The sequence below is a fragment of the Acutalibacter sp. JLR.KK004 genome (assembly GCF_036941085.1).
In the GTDB taxonomy this organism is placed as follows: domain Bacteria; phylum Bacillota; class Clostridia; order Oscillospirales; family Acutalibacteraceae; genus Acutalibacter.
Map to the genome: position 1 here is coordinate 2,412,517 of NZ_JAYMNQ010000001.1, position 15,218 is coordinate 2,427,734.

Below are 15,218 nucleotides of genomic sequence, written 5' to 3' on the forward strand. Positions count from 1 at the left end.
GAAATCAAAGGACGGGGCGTGTTCCACTTGGGAAAAAATCAAAAACCGGACGGGTATCTTGTCTGCGAACAGAAGATGGTTTACGCCTTGCTCATGGCCAGCGCCGGCCATTGAATACCAACACCAGCCTGCGGCGGCGCACGATACCCCGGGCGATCCTTCCCAAAATCACACCTGTCCCTTCTGTAGAAGTTAAAATCACGTCTTAAACGGCCTGCCTATGGCTATCGGACCCGGCCGCCTGCTTTTCCTGACAGGAACACTGCCAGAGCCGCTCCGCTGTGGGCGCCCAATCCCGTGCATATCCGGCGCACTTTTCGCACAGGTGCTCCACGCTCTCCGGAGACTGCAGGTCGGTGGAGCGGGCCCCAGTCTTTCCCACCATCTCTCTGAGCTTATCCGGGTTCTCCAGCATTGGGCAGGGCCGCAGGTGATTGTCGTTGAAGGCTTGGCCGTCGTGATAGGCCATGAAGATGGGGGAGCGCAGCACATCCAGCAGGTTCATGTCTCGAATATTGGCGTTGGAATAGTGGATAAACACACAGGGGTCACAGTCACCGTTGGCATTGATGTGGAAATATCTGCGCCCGCCTGCAATGCAGCCCCCCACAAACTCACCATCGTTCTGGAAATCCATGGCGAAGATGGGCTTGTTCTGCCGGGCCTCCCGAATCTTATGGTACATGAATTCCCGTTGTTCCGGGGTGGGAAGCAGGGCAGGCACGGCATCATTTCCGATGGGCATATAGTGGAAGTACCACACGAAGGACGCTCCCCATTCCACCATTTGGTCGAAGTATTCATCGCTGCTGATAGAGGCAAAGTTCTGGCTGGTGTAGCAGCAACTGATGCCAAAGGGCAGCTTCTTCTCCTTGAGCAGGGCCATGGACTGCACCACTTTTCTGTAGGTGCCCCCGCCCCGGCGCCCATCTGTAGCGCTCTCGAAGCCTTCTACGCTGATGGCGGGGATGAAATTCTTCACGCTGAGCATGGCCTCGGCAAACTCTTCGTCTATAAGGGTGGCGTTTGTAAAGCACAGGAACTGGCAGTCGCTGTGCTTGCGGCACAGGGCAATGAGGTCTTTTTTGCGCACCAGAGGCTCGCCGCCGGTGTATATGTAGATGTACACTCCCAGCTCCTTGCCCTGGGTGATGATGCTGTCTATCTCGTCGAAAGAGAGATTCAGCTTATTGCCATACTCCGCTGCCCAGCAGCCGGTGCAGTGCAGGTTGCAGGCAGAGGTAGGATCAAGCAGGATGGCCCATGGAATATTGCAGCCGTATTCCTCCCGCAGTTCCTCTTGCCGGGGCCAGCCCACCAGATTGCCGTTGATGATGAAATTCTCGAATATGGCCTTGAGCACGTCGTTGTCCGTTTCGGTAAAGATACGGTGCATCAGCTTGTGCATAGCGCAGTCCGGATTTTCGATGACCTTGCGGAACGCCGCCCGCTGTACCGGGAATCCCCGGCTGCCTGCCGGAGCGAAGCGGTCTACCCAATCCATGAGCCGGGGAAGGTTTTCTTCCGGGTCCCGCTCTATGTAGCTGAAGGCTTTCTTTAATCCGTATCGGACGATTTTATTTGATGTATCCATATTATGACCTCCTTATGTTGTGAGGAATTTTATGGATATCATTATAAGTATAAGATTGAGGGATAACAATATACAAAGCAGCGCCTCTGTCGCAAAAACAGACAGAGGCGCTGCTTTGTATAAAAATGATGCAGATCATAAATTAACCTATTTCATGATTTTATGAATTTGTCCAGAACGTGCCCGATGCTGCCGTCTATCATGATGAAATAGTCGTCCAGCCGTACATGGCGCTCATCGGGCATTCCTTCCTCCACCCATTCCAAAAGGAACCCGGCACATCCCCGGGCATAGACTATGGAGATAAACCGCTTTTTCTCCTCCGGCACCTGTGCTGCCTGGGGATAGGTATCCATCCGCCCGCGTACCATCTGGGTTACCCACTTGACAACGGCTCGCTCATACTGCATCCTGTTGGTGGCGTCGTAGCCGTGCAAGATGACCATACGGTGCAGGTAGAAAAAATGAAAGAGCAGCTTTATCTGCTCCCGCCAATCCATTTCTCCGGCCAGATGCAGCCCTGCGTATTTTTCAATACTTTTTGCCAGCGCCCATTCCATAAGGTCGTAGATATCCCGAAAATGATAGTAAAAGGTCTGACGGTTTACGCCGCATTCTGTCACAATATCCTTGACGGTTATCTTGTCAATGCTCCGTTTTTCCAGCAGGCCCTCAAAGGCCTGGGCGATGACCTCTTTCGTGGTCTGACGCATCACGCACACCTCCATCCCGTATCGTTTTTAAATATATTATAAAGAAACTATTGCGATTTTTCAAGTGCATTTCTGGCATGGAAATAATGATTTGCGCAATGATAGTGGGTATGGCAAAATCTGCTTTATTGATTCATATGCTCAGCAATAAAGCATTTGAATGTCCTTTCAATTGTTTTTTCTGGTGGATTCTTTTCCCAATGGGTACTTCCCAACACCTTCCATGATGGCAGGAGGCGCCTGCCTCCAAAAGAGCACAAAGGCCCCTTGGCGGCATCAGGAAGCGCCAGACTTGTGGGATGAAACGCTATATGGCGGTATGCGCGCGGAACATGAATGCGGCCTTCTGCTCCCGGACACACTAGCGGGGAAAAACGCCAGAGTAAAAGGCACTGGAAACAACATGTAAGAAACCCTCAGCAATACGCCCTTCCATTAGGGCTTGTTTGAAAATAGAGGAAATGACGAATTTTTGACGCAGAATATGGCCGCTTATGGGCAAACGGTATCTGTGCTAAAAATCCGCGATGAGACGAAAACATTCCGTAAACGGAATGTTCGGCCTTTCTAAACGCATGTATGCGTTTGCGGTTCTTCCTCTTGAAACCGCCCGCCCTGAACAAAAATACTGGCATTTCTCTGGTTTTAAAACAGACTCCAGGCACGCCTCACCGCACCCCCTGCTTTTGCAGGTATACCACATATTCCTCCAGGCACAGCCCCAGCCGCTTCATCTCCCCCGCGTGTTTGCGCCCTACATAGCGGTAGTGCCAGCTCTCCTTGTCAATGCCTGTGATGGAAGCCTTTTCCGCCTGATACCGCTCTATAAAGCCGTAATCGGCGCTGTGCTCCTGCAGCCAGGCATATGCCTTTGTCTTTTCAAAGGCGTCGCTCACCTCATTGAGGTCAATGGCAAGGCCCGTGTGGTGCTCGCTGCATCCGGGCTGGGCAATGGTGCGCAAGGCGTCCTCTTCTGCCTCCTTCTCCCCCATGCCGGCCTTCCGGTTCTCCTCTATGGCCCGGGCCAGCACTTCCTCCTGCTCCTCCACGCTGCGGTAGCCCGAGGCCACCCAGAACCACACGTCCTCCTTTTCCGCGGCCTTGCACATGGCGGCATAGTCCTCATACATCGCTATATCCACCAGCTCGTCATCCACCATCCGGGGCGTAACCTGCCAGCCCTCCGGCAGGGGCGTCTGGCCGTTCACCAGCACCAGCAGGGGATCGGAAAGCTGGCGGCAGCCCCCAAAAGGCCCTGCCTGCGCCCCGGCCTGCACCGTCTGCTGGGCCGCGTCCCGGGCAGCCCGCTCTGCCTCCCAGCCCCCCAGCATACTCACCGCCATGGTCAAAAGCAGCGCGGCAATGATGATAAAAGCCGCCACCGGTTCGGTCAGGTGTTTGTCCTTCTTGTCCTTTTTCAAAATCTGCTTCCCCCTTCTGCAAAGCATACTCCCCTCTATTTTCCCAGTCCCCCGCATACAGTATAATAGGAAAAATCCGGCACAGATTTTGTGGAATCCCGGAACTTTCCAAAAAAATTCTCTTATAGGAGCTGACAACCCCATGAAAAAAGTTTTCGCATACGCCGACGCCCACAAACAGTCCAACTACGCCGAAGCCCTTCAAAGCTTCGGCATGGAGCCTGTGTTCTCCGCCGATCTGAAAGCCGCCCGGGGCTGCCATGGCCTGCTGCTCTGCGGCGGCGGGGACATAGAGCCTTATCGGTACGGCCAGGAAAACAAAGGCAGCAAAAATTTCGATCCGGAGCGGGACGAGGCAGAGTTCCATCTGGTAAAGCAGTTTATGGACGCTGGCCTGCCCATCTTAGGCATCTGCCGGGGCCTGCAGGTGCTGAACACAGTCCTGGGAGGCTCCCTGGTGCAGCACCTGCCCACAGCCCGCGCCCATGCCTGGGAGGAGGAAACCGGGGACAAACGGCACCTGGTGCAGGCCCTGCCCGGCAGCTTCCTTTTAAAGCTTTACGGGGAGCGCTTCCCGGTAAACAGCGCCCACCACCAGGGAGCGGATAAAATCCCCCCTGCCCTGTCCTTAGCGGCCCAGGCGGAGGACGGCGTCCCAGAAGCCCTCCAGTGCCCGGAAAAGGGCATATACGCCGTCCAGTGGCACCCGGAGCGCATGATGCTCTCCCGCCGCCGGGCAGACGCCGTAGACGGCACGCTGGTGTTCCGGTTTTTCGCCGGGCTTCTGTAGCGGGAAACACCCCGCCATGGTTGTAGATAATTTAACAAAAACCCGTTGATTATTTCCAGAACCTGTGATAGAATGGAAGCTGGGCAACAAGTGCCCGGATAGTATTTGCTTTTTCTTAAAAATTTTTGCCCTGGCGGCGAAAGGAGTTAATGGCAATGACCCAAAATAAGTCCGTTTTAAGCTGGATCGAAGAGATGAAGGCCCTGGTCACACCGGACAACATGGTGTGGATCGATGGCTCTGAGGAGCAGATCGAGGCCCTTCGCAAGGAAGCCTGCAGCACCGGCGAGATGATGAAGCTCAACGAGGAGAAGCTCCCCGGCTGCTACTACCACCGCACCGCTGTAAACGATGTGGCCCGCGTGGAAGACCGTACCTTTATCTGCGCCAAGAAGGAAGAGGACGCAGGCCCCACCAACCACTGGATGGAGCCTGAAAAGGCTTACAAAATGCTGTTCGACATTGCCCGCGGCAGCTACAAGGGCCGCACCATGTATGTCATCCCCTATTCCATGGGTCCTGTAGGCTCCCCCCTTGCCAAAATCGGCGTGGAGCTGACCGACTCCATCTATGTTGTGCTGAACATGTGCATCATGACCCGCGTGGGCGACAAGGTTTGGGAAGCCCTGGGCGACAGCACCGACTGGGTGAAGGGCCTGCACTGCAAGTGCGAAATCGATGCTGAAAAGCGCTACATCTGCCATTTCCCCGAGGACAACTATATCATCAGCGTAAACTCCGGCTACGGCGGGAACGTGCTTCTGGGCAAGAAGTGCTTTGCCCTGCGCATCGCTTCCTTCCAGGCCAAGAACGAGGGCTGGATGGCCGAGCACATGCTCATCCTGGGCATTGAGAATCCCAAGGGCGAGGTCAAGTATGTCTGCGCCGCCTTCCCCTCTGCCTGCGGCAAGACCAACCTGGCCATGATGATCCCCCCCGAAGGCTACAAGGCCAAAGGCTACAAGGTTTGGACTGTGGGCGACGACATCTCCTGGATGCGTCCCGGCAAGGACGGCCGCCTCTATGCCATCAACCCCGAGAACGGCTTCTTCGGCGTGGCTCCCGGCACCAACATGAAGTCCAACCCCAACGCCCTCATCTCCACCCAGAAGGGCACCATCTTCACAAACGTCGGCCGCAACCTGGACGACAACACCGTATGGTGGGAGAGCCTGGACAAGAATCCTCCCGTCAACGCCCAGGAGTGGAAGGGCGCCGAGGTCAACGGCCCCGAGTATATTGCCGAGGGCAACAAGCTGGCCCATCCCAACAGCCGCTTCACCGCCCCCGCACAGAACTGCCCCTGCCTCTCCAGCGAGTTTGAGAACACCCAGGGCGTGCCTGTGTCCGCCATCATCTTCGGCGGCCGCCGCCCCGACACTGTGCCTCTGGTATACCAGTCCCGCAGCTGGAATAACGGCGTGTTCATCGGCTCCATCACCGGCTCCGAGACAACCGCTGCCGCTGCCGGCGCTGTAGGCGTTGTCCGCCGCGATCCCATGGCCATGCTGCCCTTCTGCGGCTACCACATGGGCGACTACTTCCAGCACTGGATCGAGATGGGCGAGACTCTGGGCGACAAGGCTCCCAAGATCTTCAACGTCAACTGGTTCCGTGTAGACGAGGAAGGCCACTTCATTTGGCCCGGCTTCGGCGACAACCTGCGCGTGCTGGAGTGGATTATCAAGCGCTGCGAGAACGAGGTAGACGCTGTGGAGACTCCCATCGGCTTTGTACCCAAGCCCGAGGATATCAATCTGGAGGGCCTGGATGGCTTCGATATCGAAACCCTGAAGGGCATTCTGGAAGTGGACAAGCAGAAGTGGGCCAAGGAAGCCGAGGGTGTAGAGGAATTCTACACGAAGTTCGGCGACAAGCTGCCTGCCGCCCTGCGCGAGGAGCTTGCCACCCTGAAGAAGAACTGCGAATAAGCAGCGTAACGTTTCTTTCAAAACCCATGTCCAGGGCGCTTCTGATTAGGCCCTGAAACCCTTGTTCCTTCTTTTCAACCTCTTATCATATTTTGGGGCGGCGCCTTTCCGGCGCCGCCCTTTTCCTTTGCAAAGAGGGCTTGACTTAACCCCCCGTACAGGCGATAATATAAGGTAAGAACACTTTCAGAAAATGATAGTGTGAAAAATACTGAAGAAAGGAACGATACCGGGCACAAAAAGCCGCGTTTTCATGGCTCTTTGTGCGAATTCTGTATCACATGGTGATTTGTATGTCAACTGTTACATTGGGACGCACTGGGATTGTGTCCAACAAAAATGCCTTCGGCGCCCTGCCCATCCAGCGGGTAAGCCCGGACTATGCGGGGAAGCTCCTGCGCAAAGCCTATGACGCGGGCATCACCTTCTTCGACACCGCCCGTTCTTACAGCGACAGCGAGGAGAAAATGGGCCTGGCCCTGGCCGATGTCCGGGACAAAATCGTAATCGCCACCAAGACCCCCTCCACTACTGTGGAAGGCTTCTGGAAGGATCTGGAAACCAGCCTGCGCCTTCTGAAAACCGACTATATCGACATCTACCAGTTCCATAACCCCTCCTTCTGCCCCAAGCCCGGAGACGGCACAGGACTCTATGAGGCCATGCTGGAGGCCAAAGCCCAGGGGAAAATCCGTTTCATCGGCCTTACCAACCACCGGCTCCATGTGGCCCAGGAGGCTGTGGAGTCCGGCCTGTACGATACCCTCCAGTTCCCCTTCTGCTACCTTGCCACAGACAAGGATATCGCCTTAGTAAACCTGTGCAAGGAGAAAAACGTGGGCTTCATCTGCATGAAGGGCCTTTCCGGCGGGCTTATCACCAACTCTGCCGCCGCTTACGCCTGGCAGGCCCAGTTTGACAACACCCTGCCCATCTGGGGGGTGCAGCGGGAAAACGAGCTGGACGAGTTTATCAGCTATATGGAAAACCCGCCTTCCATGGATGATCCCGCCATCAAGGCCGTCATCGACAAAGACCGCAAAGAGCTTATCGGCAACTTCTGCCGGGCCTGCGGATACTGTATGCCCTGCCCTGTGGGCATCACCATCAACCAGTGCGCCCGTATGAGCCAGCTCATCCGCCGCAGCCCCTCCGCAAACTGGCTCACCCCGGAGTCCCAGGCCATGATGATGAAGGTGGAAGACTGCCTGGAGTGCGGCCAGTGCAAATCAAAGTGCCCCTACGGCCTGGACACCCCCACTCTCTTAAAGCAGAACCTCACAGACTACAAGGACATCCTCTCCGGCAAAACTGCCATCTAACCGCCAGCTTGGGCCGGGCAAGGGCTTGCCAAAGGACACGGCAAGCCCTCCGGCGCTGCCGCGCCGCCGCCATGCCAGGGGCACGGCGGCCCGCCCCCCCCCAACCACCCATACAAGGAGGCGCCCCATGTCAAACCTCATCTATTTCCCAAGCTGCAACTTCACCAAAGCCAGCCCTGAAGCCGCCAAGCGCCTGCGGACCTATCTTACAAAAACCATGCCCGCGGCGGGCTGCTGCCGGGTGGACAAAACCCCGGTGACAGAGGAAACTATTGCCGTCTATTTCTGCCAGGCCTGCCGGGAAACCCTGGAGGCCCGGGAAACAAACCGCCCCTCCACCCAGAACCTGTTCGTGTACCTGGACGCCCTGCCAGACTTCCCCTTCCCCGATTACAGCGCCCTCACCGTAAACGTCCAGGACTGCTGGCGGGACAGGGAGCACCCGGAAATCGCGGACGCAGCCCGGAGCCTGCTCCAGAAAATGGGCGTGCAAATTGTGGAAATGGCGGAAAACCGGGAAAAATCTGTCTATTGCGGCAACCTGCACTTTGAGCCGAAGAAGGCGGAAAACATTGCCCTGCTGGCAAAATATCCAGGCATCCCCCTGTGGCAAATCCCAGAGGAAGCCCAAATCCCCCTGATGAAAGAGCAGCGCGAAAAGTACACCTGCCCCCTCACCGTCACCACCTGCAACCGCTGCACCCGGGGCATCGAAGCCGCCGGCGGCAGCGCCGTCCACCTGGTAAAACTGCTTATGGGTACATATAGTTAAGGCAACCCCAAAAAGGAGGAATTCTATGCCCACAATCTGCATGTTCCGAGGCATTAAAATCTATATCAATTGGCGGGAACACCAGCCTCCCCACTTCCATGCCACCTATGGCGGACAGGAGGTCATCGTCTCCATTCGGGATTTAGAAGCTATAGAGGGCGGGCTTCCAAACAAGCAGTTAAAAATGCTGCTGGGCTGGGCCGCGTTCCACCAGGAAGAACTGATGGAAAACTGGCTTCTGGCAGAAAAGCAGCAGGAACTGTTCCCCATTGAGCCTTTACGCTGAGGAGGTGCTTTTATGGCGCATACTGACGCTGCTTTTTCCAAAAGGGTAGAAGAATACCTGGATAGAGGTTTTGACCGCCGAAGCGCAGAATACTTTGCCAGTGGGCGGAAACGCATTGCCGCAGTCAAGGCCAACGATGATTTTTCCCTCACCATATCCTTTGACAGCCAGGAAACCCGCCTTCTGGACTGCAAGCCTTTTTTAAAGCCTGGAACTGTCTTTGCCCCATTCCTGGATCTGGAACGGTTCAAGAAGGTCTATGTGGATAGCGAGCACTGCATCGCCTGGGATATCAACCCGGAAATTGACAGTGAAAAGGTATGGTCAAACAAGGTGGAGTTATGCCCGGATGCCTGCTACATGGACAGCCAGCCCATCTGAAGAGAACATCCCCACAAAACAACTGCCCCCGGCAGCCTTCCGGCTGCCGGGGGTTTTGCGCTTCAACAAGCTTCTACACAAGCTGGTTATACACGCTGTCAATCTTCCCGCCCTTTATGTACACCCGGGGCACCCGCTTGGACAGGGCGCACACCACCTCGTAATTGATAGTGCCCTCCCATGCGGCCAGGTCCTCAGCCGTCACGGCGCCGTCCCCGTCCCGCCCAATAAGGGTGACAATGTCCCCGGGCTTCACAGAGGGCAGGGCGGAAACATCCGCCACCATCTGATCCATGCAGATCCGCCCTAAAATAGGGCACCGCACGCCGCGAATGAGCACCTGCGCCCCGCCGGAAGACAAAAGCCTGGGATAGCCGTCGGCATAGCCCACAGGGATGGTGGCGGCCCGCAGCTCCTTGTCCGCCGTAAAATCCCGGCCATAGCTGACAGTGGCCCCGGGATACACGGTTTTCACATGGGACACCACCGACCGCAAGGACAGCACCGGCTTAAGGGCAGGCCGCCTGCGCACCTCCCCGGAGGGGTACAAGCCATAAAGAATCACCCCTGCCCGCACCATGTCCAAATGGGAAAGGGGATAGTCCAAAACAGCCCCGGAGTTGGCGCAGTGGCGCAGATCAAAGGAAACCCCCTCCCGCAGAAGGGCTTCCAGCAGTTCCTTAAAGCAGCCAAACTGCCGCATGGTAAAGGCGTCGCCCCCCGCCCCCTCGTCGGCGGAGGCAAAGTGGGTGAAGGCTCCCTGGGGATACAGCCCCGGCAGGGTGCAGGCCTCTTTAATCTCCGCCACAGCGCCGCTGTCCCGCTGAAAATCCTGATAGCAGAACCCCAGCCGCCCCATGCCTGTGTCCACCTTAATGTGGATTTTCACCACAGCCCCGGCCCGCTGGGCATACAGCGACAGCTCCCTGGCATAGTCCAGGGAGAACACGCACTGGGAAATGTCAAACCGGGCCAAGGCCCCGGCCTCCTCCGCCGGGGTGAACCCCAGCACCAGCACCGGCTTTTTAATCCCGCTGTTGCGAAGCTGCAAAGCCTCCTCCATGTTGGAAACGGCAAACCAGTCCGCCCCCAGGGCTTCAAACTCCCGGGCCATGCGCACCGCCCCGTGTCCGTAAGCGTCGGCCTTAATCACGCAGCAAAGCTGGGCGCCTTCCCCGGCGCAGGCCCGCACTGCCTGGAAATCCGCCGCCAGCGCGTCCAAATCAATCTCCGCCCACGTCCGCCTGAGTATCTCCTTCATAGCCTTCAACCGCCCTCCTAAGACCTCGGAACTCCGTTCCGAACCTTGCAAGCCCTTTTGAAAAAGGGCTTGAGCCTAAAACTGATTTTTTATACTATATCTTATGGATATCTTTTGGACGCTCTCTTTGAATAGCCGCCCTGGAATGTAATGAGACAAACCTCATCACCGAGTCCCACGCCGTCCACGCCATTTTGCACGTTAGTTTTTGGATCAAACCTTTTTTTAAAAGGTTTGTGGGGTTTGGGGCAAAGCCCCAAGGCCTCACATGCTAAGCTGTTCCCCGCCGGTTTCCTCCCCGTCGGGCAGCGCCCCCAAAGCGGGCAGCTTCTTCCGGTAGCGGCCGGGGTTCTGCAAATCCCCCTCCGCAAAGGGGGCGCAGGAAAGCACCCGCTGGCCCTTTTTCAGGTTCATGGCCTGGACGCCCTGGGTGTTCTTGGTGGTCTTGGAAGCAATAAGCCCCGTGTGGAACAAAAGCATCCTGCCGGAAGAGGCGGTCATCAGCACCTCCCTGTCCTCCGGGAGATACAGCGCGCACACCAGCGGGGACTTATCCGAGTAAGCGTTTAAAAGCTTCCTGCGGTTTGTCTTGGTCTGATAGGCGGAAAGCTCCACCTTGGCGGCCTTGCCGTTTTCAAACACAAACAGCACAAAGCCGCTGTAATCCTTTGTCACCACCATGGCGGCAGCGCGCTCCCCCTCGTCCATCTGGGCCTTTGCCGGAATGTAATCCCCCAGGACGCTGGCCTTGGTGTCGTCGAAGTCAGAGGCCCGCAGCTTATACACCTGGGCCTTGTCAGAGAAGAACAGCAGCTCCGCGGCGTTGCTTGACTCCACCTGCCGGGCAATAGCGTCCCCCTCCTTCAGCTTCTGCTCCCCGCTCATGCGCAAAGATTGGGGCGTAATCTTCTTGAAATACCCCTCCTGGGTGAAAAACAGGTGTACCGGGTAATCGGGTATTTCCTCGGAAATTTCCGCCTCCTCCACCTCGTCTGCGTACAGCAGCATGGTGCGCCGGGGCTTGCCGTATTTTTTGGCGATTTCCGTCAGTTCCGCGATGATAATGTTCCTCACCTTGGTTTTCGAGCCTAAAATCCCTTCCAGCTCCTGAATGTCCTTTTCAAGCTGGCTGGTTTCCTCTGTGCGCTTTAAAATATATTCCCGGTTCAGGTGGCGCAGACGGATTTCCGCCACATATTCCGCCTGCATCTGGTCAATGCCAAAACCTATCATCAGGTTGGGCACCACCTCGGCCTCCTCCTCCGTCTCCCGCACAATTCGGATGGCCTTGTCAATGTCCAGCAAAATGGCCTGCAATCCCAAAAGCAGGTGCAGCTTTTCCTTTTTCTTCCGCAGGTCAAAGTGGGTGCGCCTGCGCACGCATTCCACCCGGAAGGCTGTCCATTCCTCCAAAAGGGCGCGCACCCCCAGCACCCTGGGAGCGCCGGCAATCAGCACGTTAAAGTTGCAGGCAAAGCTGTCCTCCAAAGCCGTCATCTTGTAAAGCTTTGCCATCAGCTTGTCCGGATCCGTCCCCCTTTTCAGGTCTATGGTAATCTTCAAACCCTCCAGGTCGCTTTCGTCCCGGATGTCCCCAATCTCCTTGAGCTTCCCCTGCTTCACCAGCTCCACCACCTTCTCCACAATCACCTCAATGGTGGCGGTGGGGGGAATCTGGGTCACGTCAATGCAGTTCTGCCCCTTGTCATAGGCATAGCGGCTGCGCACCTTAAAGCTGCCCCGGCCCGTCTCATAGATTTTCTCCATCTGGGCCTTGTCAAACACCAGCAGCCCGCCCCCGGGGAAATCCGGGGCCTGCAGGGTTTCAAACAAGTCCGCCTGGGGATCCCGCAGCAGGGCAATGGCGGTTTTGCACACCTCCGTAAGGTTAAAGGGGCAGATGTTGCTGGCCATGCCCACAGCAATGCCTGTGTTGGCGTTCACCAGCACTGTGGGGAACCCCACAGGCAGCAGCACAGGCTCCTGCATGGTGCTGTCATAGTTGTCCACAAAATCCACAGTGTCCCGGTCAATGTCCTTGAAAAGCTCGCGGCTCACATCGTCCAACCTTGCCTCTGTATACCGGGGGGCGGCCCAGGCCATGTCCCGGGAATAAAACTTGCCAAAGTTTCCCTTGGAGTCCACAAAGGGGTGCAAAAGCGCTTCATAGCCCCGGGAAAGCCGCACCATGGTGTCGTAAATGGCGGTGTCCCCGTGGGGGTTCAGCTTCATCACCTCGCCCACAATGGTGGCGCTTTTTTTCCGGCCCGGCCCCAAAAGCCCCATCTTATACATGGTGTATAAAATCTTCCGGTGGGAGGGCTTAAACCCGTCAATCTCCGGGATGGCCCGGCTTAAAATCACGCTCATGGCGTAGGGCATAAAGTTTTTCCGCAGGGTTTCCCCCACGTCCTGCTCCACAATCTCCCCCGCCCCGGCAATATACCCCTTTGCCTTCGGCGCTTTAGGCTGCTTTTTCTCTCTCTTTCCTGCCATCTTCTTCCTCCTTTGGGTTGGGCTGCCGCCCAAACCCGCTTTAAGAAACTTTTTTAAGGAAAGAAGTTCAAAAGATTGCCTTTGGCAACTTTCCTAAAAAATCTTCAAAAACCTTTCTGGGGCTGGCGCCATATATTGAACCCCCCAGCGCGCCTCCAGCCCCGCCCGCAAACCGGCGGTTCCTCCGGAACCGCCGCTGCCGCGGCCCAAGGCCGCGCAGGCGTGGGCTTCGTCCCCGCGTTTGCGGGCGGCGCTTCAGCTCACATCCAAATCATCCAAATACTCCGCCCCGTGCCGCTCAATATACTCCTTGCGCCCGTCCAAATCATTGCCCAGCAGCATGTCAAACATCTGGGCCGTATAGGCCGCCTCCCCGGGGTTCACCTTAATCAGCCGCCGGGTTGCGGGGTTCATGGTGGTCAGGCTCATCATGTCCGGCTCGTTCTCGCCCAGGCCCTTGCTGCGCTGGATAACCACCTTTTTCCCCTCCAGCTTCTTCAAAAACTGTGCCTTCTCCTGCTCGTCATAGGCAAAATACGTCTCGTCCTTGGCGGTAATCTCATATAGGGGCGACTCCACAATATACACCTTCCCCGCCTCAATCAGCGCCGGGGTCAGCCTGTAGAGCATGGTCAGCACCAGGGTGCGGATCTGGAAGCCGTCCACATCCGCGTCCGTGCAGATAATCACCTTGGACCACCGCAGGCTGTCCATGTCGAACACCCCCAGGTTCTTGTTGGCCTTGGATTTCACCTGCACCCCGCAGCCCAGCACCTTAATCAGGTCTGTAATAATCTCGCTTTTAAAAATCCTGTCATAGTCTGCCTTCAGGCAGTTGAGGATTTTCCCCCTGATAGGCATAATGGCCTGAAAGTTGGAGTCCCTGGCCTGCTTCACAGAGCCTAAGGCCGAGTCGCCCTCCACAATGAAAAGCTCCCGCTCATGCACGTCCTTCGAGCGGCAGTCCACAAACTTCGCCACCCGCCCGGTAATGTCCATCTTGCCGGTCAGCTTGCTCTTGATGTTCAGCCTGGTCTTTTCCGCGTCCTCCCGGCTGCGCTTGTTAATCAGCACCTGGCTGCAAATCTTCTCCGCGTCCAGGGGGTTCTCAATGAAATAAACCTCCAGATTGTGCCGCAGCATCTCCACCATAGCCTCCTGAATGCCCTTGTTGGTAATAGCCTTCTTGGTCTGGTTCTCATAGGAGGTCTGGGTGGAGAAGGAAGAAATTACAATCACCAGGCAGTCCTCCACGTCCTGGTAGGTAATCTTCCCCTCGCTTTTGTTATACTTGCCGTTCTGCTTCAAATAAGCGTCAATCTGGTACACAAAAGCGTTGCGCACCGCCTTGTCCGGCACGCCCCCGTGCTCCAGCCAGCTTGAGTTGTGGTAATATTCCGTCACATGCACCTGGTTGGAAAAGGCCGCCGCCACGTTGATTTTCGTGTTGTACAGGGGCATGTCCTCCCTGTCCCGCACCTTTTTCTCGCTTTGCCAAAGCTGCACCTGGGTCAGGCCGTTGTCTCCCAGCAGCTCCCGGGCATGGTCTAAAATGCCGTTTTCATAGCAGAAATCCGTCTCCTCAAACACCCCGGGGGCTGTCTCATTGCGGAAATGGAAGGTAACCCCGGCGTTCACTACAGCCTGCCGCTTTAAAATGTCCCTATAATAGTCGGCGGAAATGTTAATGTCTGTAAACACCTGCAAATCCGGCTTCCATCTGATAATGGATCCTGTGTCCTTCTTCTTGTAAGGCTCCTTCTGCAGCCCCCCCACATTCTCGCCCTTTTCAAAGTGGAGGGTATAGCGGAAGCCGTCATAGCGGATGTCCGCGTCCATATATTCCGAGGCATACTGGGTGGCGCACAGCCCCAGGCCGTTTAGCCCCAACGAAAAGTCATAGTTCCCCCCGTCGTCGTTGTTGTTATATTTTCCCCCGGCATACAGCTCGCAGAACACCAGCTCCCAGTTATACTTTTCCTCTTTCTTGTTATAGTCCACCGGGATGCCCCGGCCATGATCCTCAATCTGCACCCCATAGTCCAGAAACCGGGTAACCGTAATCTCCGAGCCATAGCCCTGCCGGGCCTCGTCAATGGCGTTGGAGAGAATTTCAAACACCGAGTGCTGGCACCCGTCAATGCCGTCCGAGCCGAAAATCACCGCGGGGCGCAGCCGCACCCGGTCTGCCCCCTTCAGGCTCTGTATGCTGTCGTTGCCATAGGCTGGTTTTTTCGCCATGCCAGTAAAC

Annotated in this window: 12 protein-coding genes; 6 read left to right on the plus strand and 6 right to left on the minus strand. The window is 56.4% G+C overall.

What is annotated here, in order from left to right; translation table 11 throughout:
- Window positions 1-205 precede the first annotated feature (205 nt).
- From VSQ30_RS13115 to VSQ30_RS13125, 3 genes are all read right to left on the minus strand, one after another.
- Entirely contained in the window at window positions 206-1,594 is a 1,389-nt protein-coding gene (locus VSQ30_RS13115; protein ID WP_334464508.1) for a radical SAM/SPASM domain-containing protein, read from the minus strand.
- 152 nt (window positions 1,595-1,746) lie between these two features.
- Entirely contained in the window at window positions 1,747-2,307 is a 561-nt protein-coding gene (locus tag VSQ30_RS13120; RefSeq protein WP_334464510.1) for a TetR/AcrR family transcriptional regulator C-terminal domain-containing protein, read from the minus strand.
- Window positions 2,308-2,975: 668 nt separating this feature from the next.
- Window positions 2,976-3,728: a M15 family metallopeptidase gene (locus VSQ30_RS13125; RefSeq protein WP_334464512.1), complete on the minus strand. Its 753-nt coding sequence runs from the start codon at window positions 3,726-3,728 to the stop codon at window positions 2,976-2,978.
- A gap of 142 nt (window positions 3,729-3,870) precedes the next feature.
- On the opposite strand from VSQ30_RS13125, the gene VSQ30_RS13130 reads away from it, so the two are divergent.
- The 6 genes from VSQ30_RS13130 (at window position 3,871) to VSQ30_RS13155 (ending at window position 9,210) form a co-directional block, all read left to right on the plus strand.
- Window positions 3,871-4,518 (plus strand): gamma-glutamyl-gamma-aminobutyrate hydrolase family protein, encoded by a 648-nt coding sequence (locus tag VSQ30_RS13130; RefSeq protein WP_334464513.1) that lies wholly within the window; start codon window positions 3,871-3,873, stop codon window positions 4,516-4,518.
- A gap of 155 nt (window positions 4,519-4,673) precedes the next feature.
- On the plus strand, window positions 4,674-6,449 hold the full coding sequence (locus VSQ30_RS13135; protein ID WP_160641911.1) for a phosphoenolpyruvate carboxykinase (GTP): 1,776 nt from the start codon (window positions 4,674-4,676) through the stop codon (window positions 6,447-6,449).
- Between the two features lie 293 nt (window positions 6,450-6,742).
- Complete coding sequence (locus tag VSQ30_RS13140) at window positions 6,743-7,771, plus strand: aldo/keto reductase (protein WP_334464516.1); 1,029 nt, start codon at window positions 6,743-6,745, stop codon at window positions 7,769-7,771.
- 127 nt (window positions 7,772-7,898) lie between these two features.
- Window positions 7,899-8,543, plus strand: coding sequence for a hypothetical protein (locus VSQ30_RS13145; protein ID WP_334464518.1), 645 nt, complete (start codon window positions 7,899-7,901; stop codon window positions 8,541-8,543).
- Between the two features lie 25 nt (window positions 8,544-8,568).
- Window positions 8,569-8,829, plus strand: coding sequence for a DUF4160 domain-containing protein (locus VSQ30_RS13150; RefSeq protein ID WP_160641908.1), 261 nt, complete (start codon window positions 8,569-8,571; stop codon window positions 8,827-8,829).
- A 12-nt stretch (window positions 8,830-8,841) separates the two neighbouring features.
- Window positions 8,842-9,210: a DUF2442 domain-containing protein gene (locus VSQ30_RS13155; RefSeq protein WP_160641907.1), complete on the plus strand. Its 369-nt coding sequence runs from the start codon at window positions 8,842-8,844 to the stop codon at window positions 9,208-9,210.
- Window positions 9,211-9,283: 73 nt separating this feature from the next.
- On the opposite strand, the gene alr is transcribed toward VSQ30_RS13155, so the two are convergent.
- The 3 genes from alr to VSQ30_RS13170 form a co-directional block, all read right to left on the minus strand.
- Window positions 9,284-10,471 carry an alanine racemase gene (gene alr, locus VSQ30_RS13160; RefSeq protein ID WP_334464519.1) on the minus strand — a complete coding sequence of 396 codons (1,188 nt, stop codon included), beginning with the start codon at window positions 10,469-10,471 and terminating at the stop codon, window positions 9,284-9,286.
- Between the two features lie 264 nt (window positions 10,472-10,735).
- Window positions 10,736-12,967 carry a DNA gyrase subunit A gene (locus VSQ30_RS13165; protein ID WP_334464520.1) on the minus strand — a complete coding sequence of 744 codons (2,232 nt, stop codon included), beginning with the start codon at window positions 12,965-12,967 and terminating at the stop codon, window positions 10,736-10,738.
- Between the two features lie 255 nt (window positions 12,968-13,222).
- Window positions 13,223-15,208 carry a DNA gyrase/topoisomerase IV subunit B gene (locus VSQ30_RS13170; protein ID WP_160641904.1) on the minus strand — a complete coding sequence of 662 codons (1,986 nt, stop codon included), beginning with the start codon at window positions 15,206-15,208 and terminating at the stop codon, window positions 13,223-13,225.
- Window positions 15,209-15,218 lie beyond the last annotated feature (10 nt).